Annotated in this window: 13 protein-coding genes; all 13 read left to right on the forward strand. The window is 66.8% G+C overall.

Going from position 1 to position 16116, the window contains the following annotated elements; translation table 11 throughout:
• Positions 1 to 346: 346 nt before the first annotated feature.
• The 13 genes from asd to AAHB16_RS21780 all read left to right on the forward strand — a co-directional run bounded on the left by asd (position 347) and on the right by AAHB16_RS21780 (position 16059).
• Positions 347 to 1483, forward strand: coding sequence for an aspartate-semialdehyde dehydrogenase (gene asd / locus AAHB16_RS21720; RefSeq protein WP_150371112.1), 1137 nt, complete (start codon positions 347 to 349; stop codon positions 1481 to 1483).
• A gap of 245 nt (positions 1484 to 1728) precedes the next feature.
• Entirely contained in the window at positions 1729 to 4692 is a 2964-nt protein-coding gene (locus tag AAHB16_RS21725; RefSeq protein ID WP_342051940.1) for a FimV/HubP family polar landmark protein, read from the forward strand.
• Positions 4693 to 4799: 107 nt separating this feature from the next.
• Positions 4800 to 5624, forward strand: a complete 825-nt coding sequence (gene truA, locus AAHB16_RS21730; RefSeq protein WP_342051941.1) for a tRNA pseudouridine(38-40) synthase TruA — start codon at positions 4800 to 4802, stop codon at positions 5622 to 5624.
• Entirely contained in the window at positions 5608 to 6345 is a 738-nt protein-coding gene (locus AAHB16_RS21735) for a phosphoribosylanthranilate isomerase (protein WP_342051942.1), read from the forward strand. The genes truA and AAHB16_RS21735 overlap by 17 nt, the downstream gene beginning before the upstream one ends.
• A 105-nt stretch (positions 6346 to 6450) precedes the next feature.
• Positions 6451 to 7644, forward strand: a complete 1194-nt coding sequence (gene trpB / locus AAHB16_RS21740; protein WP_150371116.1) for a tryptophan synthase subunit beta — start codon at positions 6451 to 6453, stop codon at positions 7642 to 7644.
• Complete coding sequence (locus AAHB16_RS21745) at positions 7644 to 8540, forward strand: DNA-methyltransferase (RefSeq protein WP_150371117.1); 897 nt, start codon at positions 7644 to 7646, stop codon at positions 8538 to 8540. Before trpB ends, AAHB16_RS21745 begins: the two co-directional genes overlap by 1 nt.
• Positions 8541 to 8555: 15 nt before the next feature.
• A complete protein-coding gene (gene trpA / locus AAHB16_RS21750) occupies positions 8556 to 9353 on the forward strand; it encodes a tryptophan synthase subunit alpha (protein ID WP_342051943.1) in 798 nt (265 codons plus the stop codon).
• A 103-nt stretch (positions 9354 to 9456) separates the two neighbouring features.
• The gene (gene accD / locus AAHB16_RS21755; RefSeq protein ID WP_150371119.1) at positions 9457 to 10329 is read left to right on the forward strand and encodes an acetyl-CoA carboxylase, carboxyltransferase subunit beta; all 873 of its coding nucleotides are present in this window, start codon (positions 9457 to 9459) and stop codon (positions 10327 to 10329) included.
• A 133-nt stretch (positions 10330 to 10462) separates the two neighbouring features.
• The gene (folC, locus tag AAHB16_RS21760; protein ID WP_150371120.1) at positions 10463 to 11773 is read left to right on the forward strand and encodes a bifunctional tetrahydrofolate synthase/dihydrofolate synthase; all 1311 of its coding nucleotides are present in this window, start codon (positions 10463 to 10465) and stop codon (positions 11771 to 11773) included.
• Positions 11774 to 11822: 49 nt separating this feature from the next.
• Positions 11823 to 12617 carry an SPOR domain-containing protein gene (locus AAHB16_RS21765; RefSeq protein WP_150371121.1) on the forward strand — a complete coding sequence of 265 codons (795 nt, stop codon included), beginning with the start codon at positions 11823 to 11825 and terminating at the stop codon, positions 12615 to 12617.
• A gap of 66 nt (positions 12618 to 12683) precedes the next feature.
• Entirely contained in the window at positions 12684 to 13181 is a 498-nt protein-coding gene (locus AAHB16_RS21770) for a CvpA family protein (protein WP_342051944.1), read from the forward strand.
• Between the two features lie 116 nt (positions 13182 to 13297).
• Positions 13298 to 14833 (forward strand): amidophosphoribosyltransferase, encoded by a 1536-nt coding sequence (gene purF, locus AAHB16_RS21775; RefSeq protein ID WP_150371123.1) that lies wholly within the window; start codon positions 13298 to 13300, stop codon positions 14831 to 14833.
• A 20-nt stretch (positions 14834 to 14853) separates the two neighbouring features.
• A complete protein-coding gene (locus AAHB16_RS21780; RefSeq protein ID WP_342051945.1) occupies positions 14854 to 16059 on the forward strand; it encodes an O-succinylhomoserine sulfhydrylase in 1206 nt (401 codons plus the stop codon).
• Positions 16060 to 16116: the final 57 nt, after the last annotated feature.

Genomic DNA, 16116 nt, shown 5'->3' on the forward strand with positions numbered 1-16116 from the left:
CCCGACCCCCCCGCGTCTTCTGTCGAATCCGCCGGGGGGGCCCCCCGGCCCCGCGCCGTCGTATTTCCGTGCGGCATCGCCGCAAAATATCGTGTAGACTCCCCCGCATGGTCATCTCCCAGTCTATCCAGACTGCACTCTCCATCGCTGCTATCACCACGCGTGATATCGTCACCCCTGATTCGGGCGGCGTGGAGTCGCATGGCCCCGCGGTTACCGCAACGACGATTAAAACCATTACCAAAACGATCCCCTAGATCGTTCGTCGTGCCTGCCCGTCTTCCCCGCGCAGCCACGCCGGGCGAGGAAAATGGCGGGGAAGTTCACATCACATCCGAGGTTTGTCATGATTGTAGGTCTCGTCGGTTGGCGGGGAATGGTTGGCAGCGTCCTGATGCAACGCATGCAGGAAGAGCGCGATTTCGACCATATCGAGCCCATTTTCTTCAGCACGTCCAACGCTGGCGGCAAGGCGCCGGCGATGGCGAAGAATGAAACCACGCTCAAGGATGCCAACGACATCGAGGCGCTGAAGAAGTGCGACGTGGTGCTGACCGCCCAGGGCGGCGACTACACCAACGACGTCTTCCCGCGCCTGCGCGCGGCCGGCTGGAACGGCTACTGGATCGACGCGGCCTCGTCGCTGCGCATGAAGGACGATGCGATCATCGTGCTCGATCCGGTCAACCTCGGCGTGATCAAGGATGCGCTGGGCAAGGGCGTAAAGAATTTCATCGGCGGCAACTGCACGGTGAGCTGCATGATGATGGGCCTCGGCGGCCTGTTCCAGCACGACCTCATCGAGTGGATGACCTCCATGACGTACCAGGCGGCCTCGGGTGGCGGCGCGCAGCACATGCGCGAACTGCTGACCCAGTTCGGCACGCTCAACGCCGCGGTCAAGCCGCTGCTCGACGACCCGGCTTCGGCGATCCTCGAGATCGACCGCCAGATCCTGGCGACCCAGCATGGCCTGTCCGCGGACGAGACCAAGCAATTCGGCGTGCCGCTGGCCGGCAACCTGATTCCCTGGATCGACAAGGACCTGGGCAACGGCGTGTCGCGCGAAGAGTGGAAGGGCGGCGCCGAGACCAACAAGATTCTCGGCCGTGGCGAAGGCTTCGTGGGCGCCACCGGCGCGGCCCCGATCGCCGTAGACGGCCTGTGCGTGCGGATCGGTGCGATGCGTTGCCATTCGCAAGCGCTCACTATCAAGCTGCGCAAGGATGTGCCGATCGACGAGATCGAAGGCATGCTCGCCGCGAACAACCAGTGGGCGAAGGTCGTGCCCAATACGCGCGAGGCCAGCATGACCGACCTCACGCCCGCTGCCGTGACCGGCACGCTGACCATTCCGGTGGGCCGTCTGCGCAAGATGCAGATGGGGGGCGAGTACCTGTCCGCGTTCACCGTGGGCGATCAGCTGCTGTGGGGCGCGGCCGAACCGCTGCGTCGTATGCTGCGCATTCTGATCGAAGCCTGACCGTTCCGGCTGCCCGGCTGCAACGCGAGCATCGGCGTTGCGGCCAGGCAACAAAATGGGTCACTTTCCTCGCAACGCCGCGCCCCCGCGCGGCGTTGTTACGTTCCGGCGCGTTTTTTTCGCAGGGTTGCGTCACAATACAGCCGGCATAAGCCCATGCCGAGGGGGGAGGTCACCCTCGATCGGGCGCGCCTGTTTTTGGGGTCGGGTCAATTCTGTTCATTAGAAAACAAACGGAGCACGAGGTGAGTGTGAACCTACATCGCCGGAAAGATGCGCCTACTGTCCGTCAGCGCTGGTCAACGCTGGCCGTGACGGCTCTCGGTCTGCTGCTTGTACAGCCGGCCGCGTATGCCGCAGGGTTTGGACAACTACGGGTACAGTCGAGCCTGGGGCAACCGCTTCAGGCTGAAATCGATATCAGTGGCGTCGCGCCGGAAGAGGCCGAGAGCCTCGTCGTCAAGCTCGCGTCCCCGGCCGCCTATGCGCGTGCGGGACTCACGTACCTGCCGGCCGTCGGCAGCGTGCGCGTCAACGTCGAGCGCCGTCCGAACGGCAGCTACGTCGCCTACGTGCGCTCCAACCAGCCGATCAGCGAGCCGTTCGTCGATATCCTCGTCGATATGGCCTGGTCGAGCGGCAAGGTGACGCGCGCGTACACGTTCCTGCTCGATCCGGCCGGCAGCAAGCCTTCGCCGCAGTCGTTCGCGCCGACCACGGTCGTGCAGGCGGCGACGCCGGACGCTTCGCCCGCCGAGAACAATGCCGCGCCCGCACCGCTGGCCGCCCCGACGCCGTCGGCCGCGCCGATCGCCGGTGCCGGCGCCAATCCGGGTGCCGAACCCGCACAGCCGCGCCAGCGCCCGCAGCGCCGCGCGCAGCAGCCCGCACCGGCCGCGCCTCCCGCCACCGAGGCCGCCGTCGCCGGCAGCTACACCGTGCAGCGTGGCGACACGCTGTCGTCCATCGCCGGCGAAGCGACCCAGGGTGCGGAGTCCGTCTCGCTCGACCAGATGCTGCTCGCGCTGTATCGGAACAATCCGAACGCGTTCATCGGCGGCAATATCAACCGCATCAAGTCCGGCGCGGTCCTCAAGGTCCCGACGACCGAGCAGGCGCAGTCCGTGAGCCCCCGTGAAGCGCGCCGCGAAGTGGTCGCTCGCACGCAGGGCTTCGACAGCTACCGCGCGCGCCTGGCCGCCGCGGCTGCAGCCAAGTCCGTCGAGAGCGGCACGGGCCGCGAGCAATCGGGTGCCGTGACGGCACGCGTGCAGGAACAGGCCGCACCGGCCGCCGGCCCGCGCGACGAACTCAAGCTCAGCAAGGGCGAGCAGGGCGCACAGGCCAAGGCGAATGCCCAGGCCGAAGCCAATGTCGCCAACGAGCGCAAGCTCAAGGAAGCCGAGTCGAAGCTCGCGCAGCTCGAGAAGAACGTCACCGACATGCAGCGCCTGATGGAGCTGAAGAACGCGGAGATCTCGAAGCTCGCGCAGGCCAATGACGCGGCCAAGTCGTCTGCTGCCGCCGCGACGGCTGCCGCCGCAGCCACCGCCGGCGCTGCCAGCACGGCCACCAACGCTGCACCGGCGCCCGCGCCGACCGTGGTGCCGGCGGCACCGGCCAAGGCCGATACCGCGACAACGCCGGCTGCCCCGGCCGCACCGGTTGCGGGCACAACCACTACCGCAACGACCACCCCGGGCACCGGCGCCGCTGCGGCATCCGATGCCGCAGCGCCGGCCGTGACGGCTGCCGCTGCTTCGGCACCGCAGGCCACCGCCGCGGCGTCGAGCCCCGGCGCCGCTGCCGCCACCGCCACGCCGGCGAAGCCGGCGGTGCGTCCGCCGGCACCGCTGCCGCCCGAGAAGTCGTTCCTCGACGATCTGCTCGAGAACCCGATGCTGCTGCCGGGGGCCGGCCTGCTCATCGCGCTGCTGGGCGGCTATGCGATCTACCGCCGCCGCCAGAAGCAGAAGGCCAGCGAAGGCCACGGCTTTGGCGACAGCATCCTCTCGCAGGAAAGCACGGTGATGGCCGGTGGCCATTCGCTGTTCGGCGCGGCCGGCGGCCAGAGCGTGGACACGTCGCAGCACAGCGTGTTCGGCGCGGACTTCCGGATCGGCAGCAACTCGCCCGAAGCGACCGAGGTGGATCCGATCGCCGAGGCCGAGGTCTATATCGCCTACGGGCGCGACGTGCAGGCAGAGGAGATCCTGCGCGAAGCGCTTCAGCAGAACCCTGAGCGCCAGGCCATTCGCCTGAAACTCATGGAGATTTACAGCACTCGTCAGGATGTGGAAGGTTTCCGAGTGATCGCAGAAGAAATGTTTGCCCAGACGGGCGGACAAGGCGCGGACTGGCAACAGGCCGTGGAGATGGGCCGCAAGCTCGATCCGAGCAATGCGTTGTATTTGACGGTCGCGCCCGATGCGGCCGGGGATCAGGACACGAAGACGCCTGCCGCCGATCAGTGGCGCACGCAGGATCCGGCGATGAACCTGCAGCAGCAGCCGGCGGCAGTGCCGACGCTCGGCGATATCGCCCTGCCGCTGGACGGCTTTCCGGCGCCCGCCGCGGGGGAGCCCATCGTGGCGCCGCAGTCGGCCTCGCTCGTGTTCGGTGGTGAACTGAACGCGACCGAACCGGCGGCACGATCGGTGGATGTTCTGGACGAGCGTTTCGACGACGGCCTCGACCTGCCCGAGTCGGACGCCGGCCGCCCGGCCGAGGTGGCCTCGTTCGATGCCCCTGCGCTGGACACCCCGACGCGCTCGCGTCCGCTGGAGTTCGACATGTCGGGCCTTTCGCTCGACCTGAACGCGGACCTTGGCGCCGCGGGCGGTTCGCTGAGTCAGGACACCGTCCGCGAGGACGCGCCGGCACCGCAGCGCGTGCCGCAGCTCGACGAAGCGACGGTACCGCTGCCCGCGCCGACGATGCTGCAGGACGGCAAGCTCGTGGAGCCGATCGACCTGTCGCGCGTGACCTCCGAGCACCGCAGCGAGCACACCAACGGCGTGGCACCGAGCACGCTGTCCGCGGTGGGCATCGATGGCGGCCGCGACATGCAGATCAAGCTCGATCTGGCGCGCGCCTATATCGAGATCGGCGACAAGGAAGGGGCCCGCGAACTGCTGCAGGAAGTCGTGGACCAGTCGCAGGACCCGCTGCAGGCCGAGGCCCGCACGCTGCTGCGCGAGGTCGCCTGACCTGAGCCGGATCGTGCTGCGCTGAGCGGTCCCGCGCTGCGCTATCATTGCGGTTCGCGAACGATGCGCCGGAAGCGTTCCTTCCGGCGCATTTTCTTTTGACCCCCATGAATCGCATCGCCATCGGCCTCCATTACGACGGAGCCGCCTTTTCGGGCTGGCAGTCCCAGCCGCACCGCAATACCGTGCAGGATCACCTCGAAGACGCGATCGAGCGTTTCGCGGGCGTGCGTCTGGCGACGACCGTCGCGGGCCGTACGGATACCGGCGTGCATGCGCTGGGGCAGGTCATCCACCTCGATACCGAACTGTCGCGCGAGCCGTTCTCGTGGGTGCGGGGCGTCAATGCGTTTCTGCCGCCGTCGATCGCGCTGCAGTGGGCGCAGCCCGTCGATGACGGTTTTCACGCGCGCTTCCTGGCCTACGAGCGCATGTATTACTACGCGCTGTACACGGGCCCGCATCGCGTGCCGATGGTGCACGGCCGTGCCGGCTACCTGATGCTGCCGCCGGGCCGGCGGCTCGACGTCGAGGCGATGCGCGAGGCCGCGGCGTGCCTGGTCGGCGAGCACGATTTCTCGTCGTTCCGCGCGGCCGAGTGCCAGGCGAAATCGCCCGTCAAGACGATGTACGACGTGACGCTCGCCGAGGACGGCAACTGGCTCTTCCTGCGCTTTCGCGCCAGCGCGTTCCTCCACCATATGGTCCGCAACCTGATGGGCGGGCTCGTCGCGGTAGGGCGGGGCCGCTATCCGGCTGCGTGGATGGCCGAGCTGCTGGCCGCGCGCGACCGCCGGCGTGGCGCGCCGACCTTCATGCCGGATGGGCTGTATCTGGTCGACGTGAAGTATCCTGAGCCTTATGCCCTTCCGGCCGCGGATACGTCCGCGAGCCTGTTTCACGGAGTATTTGCCGATGACGGCGCCAGATAGCCCAACCTCCACCCCGCCGGTGACGATGCCCCACCGCACGCGCATCAAGATCTGCGGCCTCACGCGCGAGCAGGACGTTGCCGCCGCCGTGGATGCCGGCGCCGACGCCATCGGCCTCGTGTTCTACCCGGGCAGCCCGCGGCATGTCGATGTGGCGCGCGCCGCCGCATTGGCCGAGCGCGTGCCGCCGTTCGTCTCGGTGGTCGGCCTGTTCGTCAACGCCGATGCCGAGGAGGTCGCCCATGTGGCCGAGCGTGTGCCGCTGACGCTGCTCCAGTTCCATGGGGACGAGACGCCACAGCAATGCACGGAGATCGCGCGCCGCTGCCGGCTGCCGTTCATGCGCGCCGCCCGTGTTCGGCCGGGCCTCGATTTGGTAGAATTCGGCCATCAATATGCCGACGCCGCCGGCCTGCTGCTCGATGCCTTCGTGGAAGGGTATGGCGGCGGTGGCCACGTCTTCGACTGGACCCTGATTCCCCCTCGATGGCTCCCGCCAGCACCTACAGTGCCTGCAACGACAGGCAGCCCGACCGCAAGCGACGCTCCTCGCATCGTTTTGAGTGGTGGGTTGAACGCGCAAAACGTCACTGAGGCGGTCGCACGCGTGCGCCCCTACGCCGTCGATGTCAGCAGCGGCGTGGAGGCAGCCAAGGGCGTCAAGGATGCCGCCCGTATTGCCGCGTTCGTGCGCGCGGTCCGATCCGCCGAGGCGGGTTAAGCAGGACGGCTCCCCAGCCACGCCGCCGTCCGCTCCCCGCCTACGGCCCCTCCGGCATTACGTCCCCGCGCCATCGCGCCGGGACCCTCTCTGAAGAGACTGGACATGTACGATTTGCCCGATTCCCGCGGCCACTTTGGCCCCTATGGCGGTGTTTTCGTTTCCGAGACCCTGATGCACGCGCTCGACGAGCTGCGCCAGGCCTATGCGCATTACCAGAAGGATCCGGAGTTCGACGCCGAATTCCGCCGGGAGCTCAAGCACTTTGTCGGCCGCCCGTCGCCGATCTATCACGCGCAGCGCTGGAGCGAGACGCTCGGCGGCGCGCAGATCTACCTCAAGCGCGAGGACCTGAACCACACCGGCGCGCACAAGATCAACAACGTGATCGGCCAGGCGCTGCTTGCGCGCCGCATGGGCAAGAAGCGCGTGATCGCCGAGACCGGCGCCGGCCAGCACGGCGTGGCCGCGGCGACCATCGCCGCGCGCTTTGGCATGGAATGCGTGGTCTACATGGGCTCCGAGGACGTCAAGCGCCAGGCCGCCAACGTGTACCGCATGAAGCTGCTGGGCGCGACCGTCGTGCCCGTGGAAAGCGGCTCGCGCACGCTCAAGGACGCGCTCAACGAAGCGATGCGCGACTGGGTGACCAACGTCGAGAGCACGTTCTACATCATCGGTACCGTGGCGGGTCCGCACCCGTATCCGATGCTCGTGCGCGACTTCCAGTGCGTGATCGGCGAGGAAGCCAAGGTGCAGATGCCCGAACTGACGGGCCGCCAGCCGGACGCGGTGATCGCGTGCGTGGGCGGGGGCTCCAACGCGATGGGCATCTTCTATCCGTACATCGACCACAAGGACGTGCAGCTGATTGGCGTGGAGCCGGCCGGCGACGGTATCGAGACGGGCCGTCACGCGGCATCGCTCACGGCCGGCGTGCCCGGCGTGCTGCACGGCAACCGCACGTACCTGCTGCAGGATGCGAACGGCCAGATCATCGAGACGCATTCGGTGTCCGCCGGCCTCGACTACCCGGGCGTCGGCCCCGAGCACGCCTGGCTCAAGGACAGCCAGCGCGCGCAGTACGTGACCATCACGGACGATGAAGCGCTCAAGGCGTTCCACGACTGCTGCCGCATCGAAGGCATCATCCCGGCGCTCGAGTCGAGCCATGCCATCGCGTACGCGTGCAAGCTCGCGCCGACGCTGCCCAAGGACAAGCTGCTGCTCGTGAATCTCTCGGGCCGTGGCGACAAGGACATGCACACCGTGGCCGAACGCGCCGGGATCAAATTCTGATGCAAGCTGCCGACCCGACCGCTGACGTGCTCGACACGCCCAATCTGCGCCTGTACCAGGAAGACATGCTCGAGGGGCTCGCCCGCATTCCGGACGGCTCGATCGATCTCGTGGTCGCCGACCCGCCTTACGGGCTCGGCAAGGACTACGGCAACGATTCGGACCTGCTCTCGGGGCAGGCCTATCTCGACTGGTCCGTGCGCTGGATGGACGCGCTGATTCCGAAGATCGCGCCGCGCGGCTCGCTGTACCTGTTCTGCACGTGGCAATACTCCCCGGAGCTGTTCGTCATGCTGAAGCAGCGCATGACGATGATCAACGAGATCATCTGGGACCGCCGCGTGCCGAGCATGGGCGGCACCACGCGCAAGTACTCCTCGGTGCACGACAACATCGGCTTCTTCGCCCGCCAGCGCGACTACTACTTCGACCTCGACCCCGTGCGCATTCCGTACGATGCCGAGACGAAGAAGGCGCGCAGCCGCCCGCGGTTCGAGGGCAAGAAGTGGCTCGAGGTCGGCTACAACCCGAAAGACCTGTGGAGCGTGCCCCGGATCCATCGCCAGGATCCGGAGCGTGCCGATCATCCCACGCAGAAGCCGCTCGAAATCGTCGAGCGCATGGTGCTGGCCAGCTGCCCGCCGGGCGGCATCGTGCTCGATCCGTTCTCGGGCAGCGGCACCACGGCCGTCGCATGTCTGCGCCACGGCCGGCGCTTCGTCGGCTTCGAGATCAACGCCACGTATATCGACGTGGCGCGCCAGCGCGTGGCCGCGACGCAGCCCGCGCTCGCTCCCGCGGCCGAAGCAGGGGATGACGCCGCACAGGCCGAAGCATCCAATACCACCGACGCGGCCAACGACGACGTTGCGTCTGCGAGCGGCACCCTAATCTGAGGAGTTGAGGACCCCATGTCCCGCATCCAGAAAGCGTTCGCGGCACTGACCGCGCAGAACAAGAAGGGCCTGGTACCGTTCATCACGGCGGGCGATCCCGCGCCGGCGCTGACCGTCGAACTCATGCACGCGCTGGTGGCCGGTGGCGCCGACGTGATCGAGCTCGGCGTGCCGTTTTCCGATCCGATGGCCGATGGCCCCGTGATCCAGCGCGCGTCCGAGCGCGCGCTCGCGCAGGGCGTCACGCTCGTGCACGTGCTCGAGTGGGTCGCCGAATTCCGCAAGACCGACAACGAGACGCCCGTGGTGCTGATGGGCTATGCGAACCCCGTGGAGCGCATGGGCATCGAGCGCTTCGCGGCCGATGCGAAGGCGGCCGGCGTCGATGGCGTGCTGATCGTCGACTATCCGCCCGAGGAGTGCGAGGCGTTTGCCGCGCTGATGCGCGCCAACGACATGGACCCGATCTTCCTGCTGGCGCCGACGAGCACCGATGCGCGCATCGAAGCCGTGGCGCGCGTGGCCAGCGGCTATCTTTACTACGTGTCCCTGCGTGGCGTGACCGGTTCGGCCGCGCTGGACCTGGACAGCGTGGCGCAGCGCATTCCGCTGATCAAGCGTCATGCGAACCTGCCGGTGGGCGTGGGCTTCGGGATTCGCGACGCGCAGAGCGCGCGCGCGATCGGCGAGCTGGCCGATGCGGTCGTGATCGGCAGCCGGATCGTGCAGCTGCTGGAAGACACGCCGCGCGAGCAGGCCGTGGAGGCGCTGCGCGCATTTATCGCCGAGATCCGTACGGCACTCGATCGGTAATTGTGCTTTAAAAGTCTCAAAAACCGCGAAATACCAGGGCTGGCTGCGGCGGGGAACCCCCCGCCGTGGTAAATTCGCGGCCTGAATTCCGTAAGGAGCTTTCATGAGCTGGTTGGATAAACTCCTGCCTCCCAAGATTCAACAGACCGACCCCTCCACCCGCAAGGGCATTCCGGAAGGGCTGTGGGTCAAGTGCCCGGCGTGCGAATCGGTCCTGTACCGGACCGACGTCGAGGCCAATCTGCACGTCTGCCCGAAGTGCGATCACCATATGCGTATCCGCGCGCGCGAGCGTCTGGACGCGCTGCTGGATGCCGAGGGCCGCTACGAGATCGGCCAGGAAATCGTGCCGGTCGACGCGCTGAAGTTCAAGGACACCAAGAAGTATCCGGACCGCATCAAGGCGGCCATGGACGAAACCGGCGAGACCGACGCGATGGTCGTGCTCGGCGGCGCGATCCATACGATCCCGGTGGTCGTGTCGTGCTTCGAGTTCGAATTCATGGGCGGCTCCATGGGCTCCGTGGTGGGCGAGCGCTTCGCGCGCGGCGCACAGGCGGCGCTCGAGCAGAAGGTGCCGTTCATCTGCATTACCGCCACGGGCGGCGCGCGCATGCAGGAAAGCCTGCTGTCGCTGATGCAGATGGCCAAGACCACGGCCATGCTGAACCAGCTGTCGAACGCCAAGCTGCCGTTCATCAGCGTGCTGACCGACCCGACCATGGGTGGCGTGTCGGCGAGCTTCGCGTTCCTGGGTGACGTCGTGATCGCCGAACCGAAGGCGCTGATCGGCTTTGCCGGCCCGCGCGTGATCGAACAGACCGTGCGCGAGAAGCTGCCGGAAGGCTTCCAGCGCGCCGAGTTCTTGCTGCAGAAGGGCGCGATCGACATGATCGTCGATCGCCGCAAGCTGCGCGCGGAAATCGCGCAACTGCTCGCGCTGCTGCAGAAGCAGCCGGCTGACGCGGTGGCCTGATACGGCCGCCGCCGCAATACGGAACGGCGCGGGCGGTTGACGCGCCGTTTTTCATTTGGAGCGCGCAGTTGCCCCGCACTGTTTGCGCTCCCGCAGGTCCAACGCTAGTACGATCCTCCGCCGCCCCGCTGAAATGCCCATCTTCCACAATCTTCCCGACTGGCTGACCCATCTGGAAACCGCGCACCCTGTCGGCATCGACATGGGCCTGACGCGCATCACGCGCGTCAAGGAAGCGCTCGGCCTGCGCATCGACGCCGTGGTATTCACGGTGGGCGGCACCAACGGCAAGGGCTCGACCTGCGCGATGCTCGAGCGCATCCTGCTCGAGGCCGGCTACAAGGTGGGCTGCCATACGTCGCCGCACCTGATCTCGTTCAACGAACGCGCGCGCATCAATGGCGAGTTCGCGACCGACGCGCAGTTGCTGCCGCACTTCGAGGCCGTGGAGCGCGCGCGCACGAGCTTCGCCGATCCGGTCAGCCTGACGTACTTCGAATTCACGACGCTCGCGATCATCCACATGTTCGCGCAGGCGGGCCTCGATGCGATGGTGCTGGAAGTGGGGCTCGGCGGCCGTCTGGATGCCGTCAACGTGATCGATACCGACTGCGCGGTGATCACGAGCGTCGATATCGACCACACGCAGTACCTCGGCGACACGCGCGAGAAGATCGGCTTCGAGAAGGCCGGCATCTTCCGTCCGCATGTGCCCGCGATCTGCGGCGATCCGATGCCGCCGCAATCGCTGATCGCGCATGCCGAGGAAATCGGCGCCGACCTGTGGCTCGTCGGCCGCGATTTCCAGCATCAGGCCGCCAAGGGCCAGGAGCGCCAGCAGTGGGACTGGAGCGGCCGCGACCGCAAGCTCAACGGGCTTGGCTATCCCGCGCTGCGCGGGGCCAACCAGCTGCTCAATGCCTCGGCCGCGCTGGCGGCGTTGCAGGCCATGCGCCCGCGCCTGCCGGTGAGCGCGCAGGAAGTGCGCAACGGGCTGGCCTTCGTCGAACTGCCAGGCCGATTCCAGGTCATGGCGGGGCGCCCGACCGTGATTCTCGATGTGGCTCATAATCCGCATGCGGCGGCGACGCTGGGCCAGAACCTCGAGAATATGGGGTTTTTCCGCTACACCTATGCGGTGTTCGGCGCGATGCACGACAAGGACATTGCAGGCGTGCTGCAGCACGTCGGCGACAAGATCGACCACTGGTGCCTGTGCGATCTGCCCAGCGAACGCGCGGCCAGCGCGGCCGAACTGCTGGAGAAACTCGAGGCCAGCGGATTCGAGGCGGGACCGGATAATTCGGCCGCGTGTTTTGCGAGTCCCGAACTGGCGTATCGGGACGCCATCGGCAGAGCGACCGAGAATGATAGAATTCTGGTCTTCGGATCGTTCTACACGGTTGCAGGCGTGCTCGCATACCGCGCCACGCAGGCAAATTGATCAACGCTGATCAACGCTGATCGACCTCGAACCATTTTTCTAGGCATCCATGGGCCTGCTTTCGCTGTTCTCGTCCCGCAAGGGCAAAGATTCGACGAGACAATCGACGGGAAGAGACGTCAATCCCGAGCGGGGGCGGCGCTCGCGCACGGATTCCGCTCCTCCCTCGCGTGGCCGCGCCAGTGCGTCGAGCGAGTACGCCGACGACACCCTCGATCCCGACTTCCCGCAGAAGCAGCGCGCGCGCCGTCGCCTGATCGGTGCCGTGGTGCTGCTGGCCGTGGCCATCATCGTTCTGCCCATCATCTTCGAACACAAGCCGCGCCCGGTGTCGGAAGACATCGCGGTGAAGGTGGCGAACGGGGCGGCGCAGGGGCAGAAGCCCAAGGTCGAGCCGCGCAAGGCGGATCCGCTGCCGCCGGCCCCCGCTGCGTCCTCGCGCAACGATGCCGCGCTCGATGCCGGCGAGGAAATCGTGAACACAACGGGCGGCAACGCTGCGGCCGCGGCCAGGCCCGCCGAGGCGAAGCCGGCCGAGGTGAAGGTTGCCGACAAGCCCGCCGCCAAACCTGCCGACAAGCCCGCGGACAAGGTCGGCGACAAGGCCACCGGCAGCGGCAAGTACCTGATTCTGATCGGCGCGTTCGCCTCCGAGGAACGCGCGAAGAACTGGCTGGCCAAGCTCAAGGAGAGCAAGGTGCCGGCCTATGTGGAAAAGAAGACGCTTGCCGATGGCGAGCGCAACCTGTTGCGTGCGGGCCCGTTCAGCGATCGCGAAGCGGCCGAGGCGGCCGAGAAGCGCGTCCGGGCCATTGGCCTGACATCGAAGCTGGTGGAACAGTAAGCGGCCATTGCAGGCTGTCCGATCGGCCCCATCTTCGAGGAACGCGCGGTAGCGCCCATGACAGGCATGGCACTGACTTTTTTTGACTACGGCGTTGCCTTCATTCTGGTGGCGTCGGCATTGATCGGCATCCTCCGCGGACTGGTGCGGGAGCTGCTGGCGCTGGTGGGCTGGGTGGTGGCGCTCGTGGTGGCGTATCACTTCGGCGCGACGGTCGCGGCCTGGATGCCCGAGTCGCTGCCGGGCGGCCAGCTGACGCGCACGGCGCTGGGCTACGTGGTGGTGTTTCTCGCGGTCTGGATCGGTGCGGCGCTCGCGGGCACCGTGCTCGGCCAGCTGCTGGAGACCACGGGCCTGAAGCCCGCGGATCGCGGGCTGGGCCTGATCTTCGGGCTGGCGCGCGGCGCGTTGCTGATCATGGTGATCGTCACGGTCGCGAGCCTGACGAAATTGCCCGAGGAACCGTTCTGGCGAGACGCGGTTTCCCGGCCTTACGTGACCCAGGCCATCGAGGCCGCGCGGCAGTGGCTGCCGCCGGAGCTGGCCAGGTACGTGAGGACCTGAACATCGATTTATGGGAACCGTGCCACAAGCGGGTTTCCGAACAACGCGGGTTCGCTCTCAGGGCGGGCCGCGCCCCCTGAATTCTTTGCAATTTTGCATTCCGTTGGGAGCTTGGCATGTGCGGTATCGTCGGCGTGGTGTCCACTTCGCCTGTCAATCAGTTGATCTATGACAGCCTGCTGCTGTTGCAACATCGCGGGCAAGATGCAGCCGGCATCGCCACCGCCAACGGCAGCACCTTCCACATGCACAAGGCCAACGGTCTCGTGCGCGATGTCTTCCGTACCCGCAACATGCGCGGCCTGCCCGGCGCGGCCGGTATCGGCCAGGTACGTTATCCGACCGCGGGTTCCGCCTCCAGCGAGGAAGAGGCCCAGCCGTTCTACGTCAATGCGCCGTACGGCATCATGCTGGCGCACAACGGCAACCTGACCAACTGGCGTCAACTGCGCGAGGAAATGTTCCGCCGCGACCGTCGCCACATCAACACGCATTCCGATTCGGAAGTGCTGCTGAACGTGCTGGCCGACGAACTCCAGCGCGCGAGCAACGGCAATTCGCTCGACCCGGAAGTGATCTTCCGCGCCGTGGCCGGCATGCACCGCCGCGTCAAGGGCGCGTACGCGATCACCGCGCAGATCGCGGGCTACGGCATGCTTGCCGTGCGCGATCCGTTCGGCATCCGTCCGCTGTGCCTGGGCAGCATCGATACACCGACGGGCAAGGAATACATGGTCGCGTCGGAATCGGTGGCGCTCGAGGGCATCGGCTACACGATGGAGCGCGACGTGGCGCCGGGCGAAGCGATCTTCATCGACCTCGACGGCAAGCTCTACAACAAGCAGTGCGCCGACAATCCGGTGCTCACGCCCTGCATTTTCGAATACGTGTATCTGGCGCGTCCGGACTCGTGCCTCGATGGCGTGCCCGTCTACGACGCGCGCCTGCGCATGGGCGACTACCTGGCCGAGAAGATCCGCAAGGAAATCTCGGGTGGCGATATCGACGTGGTGATGCCGATTCCCGATTCGAGCCGTCCGGCCGCCATGCAGGTGGCGAACAGCCTCGGCGTGGATTATCGCGAAGGCTTCTTCAAGAACCGCTACGTCGGCCGCACGTTCATCATGCCGGGCCAGGCCGTGCGCAAGAAGTCGGTGCGCCAGAAGCTCAACGCGATGGGCGTGGAGTTCAAGGGCAAGAACGTGCTGATCGTCGATGACTCGATCGTGCGTGGCACCACGTCGTTCGAGATCGTCCAGATGGCCCGCGATGCCGGCGCCAACAAGGTGATCTTCGCTTCGGCCGCGCCGCCCGTGAAGTTCCCGAACGTGTACGGCATCGACATGCCGACGCGCAGCGAGCTCGTGGCCCACGGCCGTACCGACGAGGAAGTCGCGCAGATGATCGGCGCCGACAAGCTCGTGTACCAGGACGTGGAAGCGATGAAGCAGGCCGTGCGCGACATCAACCCGGCGCTGCGCGACTTCGATGCGTCGTGCTTCGATGGCAAGTACATCACCGGCGATATCGACGAAGCCTACCTCGAGCGCCTCGAGACCGCGCGTAGCCAGGCCGATCGCGACGGCACCAGCGCCAGCGGCGACACGGAGCGTTCGCAACTGCATCTGCAGCGTTCGGGCACCAACGAGTAATCGAAGACCATAACCACAAGATGAGCGAACCGTTCGATCCCAATGCCCTCGGCATCGACACGCTGGGCGTGCGCGCCGGCACCCTGCGCAGCGAGTTCCAGGAGCACTCGGAGGCGATGTACCTGACCTCCAGCTTCTGCTTCGCCAACGCCGCGGAAGCCGCCGAGCGCTTTGCCAACTCGGAAGAGGCGTACACGTACTCGCGCTTCACGAACCCGACCGTGTCGATGTTCCAGGCGCGGCTGGCCGCGCTCGAAGGGGCCGAGGCCTGCCAGGCCACGGCCTCCGGCATGAGCGCGATCCTGTCCGTGGCGCTGGCCACGCTGCAGTCGGGCGATCATATCGTGAGCTCGCGCTCGATCTTCGGTTCGACGATGACGCTGTTCAACACGGTGCTCGGCAAGTTCGGCGTGGAAACGACCTACGTCGATGGCGGCGATGTGTCGGCGTGGCGTGCGGCCGTGCGTCCCAACACGAAGCTGTTCTTCCTCGAGACGCCGTCGAACCCGCTGACCGAGGTGGCCGATATCGCCGCCGTGGCCGATATCGCGCACAACGCGGGCGCGCTGTTCGTCGTCGATAACTGCTTCTGCTCGCCGGCGCTGCAGCAGCCGCTGAAGTTCGGTGCCGACGTCGTCGTGCATTCGGCGACCAAGCATATCGACGGGCAGGGCCGTGTGCTCGGCGGCGCGATCGTCGGGACGCGCGAGTTCATCATGGGCAAGGTGTTTCCGTTCGTGCGCACCGCGGGTCCGACGCTGTCGGCCTTCAACGCATGGGTCATGCTCAAGGGCATGGAAACGCTGGCCATCCGCATGGAACGCCATTCGTCGAACGCGCTCGCGCTGGCCGAGTTCCTGGAGTCGCATCCGGCCGTCGCACGCGTGTTCCATCCCGCGCTGAAGTCGCATCCGCAGTACGAGACCGCCAGGCGCCAGCAAAGCGGTGGCGGGGCGATCGTGTCGTTCGAGCTGAAGGGCGCGACGGCCGAGCAGCAGCGCGCCAACGCATGGCGCGTGATCGACAGCACGAAGCTGTGCTCGATCACGGGCAATCTCGGCGATACGCGCACGACCATCACGCATCCGTACACGACCACCCACCTGCGCGTGACGCCCGAGGCCAAGGCGGCCGCCGGCATCAGCGAAGGCCTGATCCGCCTGTCGGTGGGCCTGGAGTCGGTCGAGGACCTGAAGGCGGACCTGCTCCGCGGCCTCGGTCAGTAAAGGCTTTGCCCTCTCCCTGCGGGGAGAGGGGCCTCCCTTCCTTCTTTCCCGTCTTTC

The sequence above is a fragment of the Cupriavidus sp. OTU4054 genome (genome assembly GCF_038440175.1).
Taxonomy (GTDB): domain Bacteria; phylum Pseudomonadota; class Gammaproteobacteria; order Burkholderiales; family Burkholderiaceae; genus Cupriavidus; species Cupriavidus pauculus_D.

What these genes read in the sequence shown, in the direction of transcription:
- trpA (WP_342051943.1), top strand. Translation starts at nt 8,556, where the DNA reads ATGTCCCGCATCCAGAAAGCGTTCGCGGCACTGACCGCGCAGAACAAG.
- AAHB16_RS21735 (WP_342051942.1), top strand. Translation starts at nt 5,608, where the DNA reads ATGACGGCGCCAGATAGCCCAACCTCCACCCCGCCGGTGACGATGCCC.
- AAHB16_RS21780 (WP_342051945.1), top strand. Translation starts at nt 14,854, where the DNA reads ATGAGCGAACCGTTCGATCCCAATGCCCTCGGCATCGACACGCTGGGC.
- trpB (WP_150371116.1), top strand. Translation starts at nt 6,451, where the DNA reads ATGTACGATTTGCCCGATTCCCGCGGCCACTTTGGCCCCTATGGCGGT.
- asd (WP_150371112.1), top strand. Translation starts at nt 347, where the DNA reads ATGATTGTAGGTCTCGTCGGTTGGCGGGGAATGGTTGGCAGCGTCCTG.
- AAHB16_RS21745 (WP_150371117.1), top strand. Translation starts at nt 7,644, where the DNA reads ATGCAAGCTGCCGACCCGACCGCTGACGTGCTCGACACGCCCAATCTG.
- AAHB16_RS21770 (WP_342051944.1), top strand. Translation starts at nt 12,684, where the DNA reads ATGGCACTGACTTTTTTTGACTACGGCGTTGCCTTCATTCTGGTGGCG.
- folC (WP_150371120.1), top strand. Translation starts at nt 10,463, where the DNA reads ATGCCCATCTTCCACAATCTTCCCGACTGGCTGACCCATCTGGAAACC.
- truA (WP_342051941.1), top strand. Translation starts at nt 4,800, where the DNA reads ATGAATCGCATCGCCATCGGCCTCCATTACGACGGAGCCGCCTTTTCG.
- AAHB16_RS21765 (WP_150371121.1), top strand. Translation starts at nt 11,823, where the DNA reads ATGGGCCTGCTTTCGCTGTTCTCGTCCCGCAAGGGCAAAGATTCGACG.
- accD (WP_150371119.1), top strand. Translation starts at nt 9,457, where the DNA reads ATGAGCTGGTTGGATAAACTCCTGCCTCCCAAGATTCAACAGACCGAC.
- purF (WP_150371123.1), top strand. Translation starts at nt 13,298, where the DNA reads ATGTGCGGTATCGTCGGCGTGGTGTCCACTTCGCCTGTCAATCAGTTG.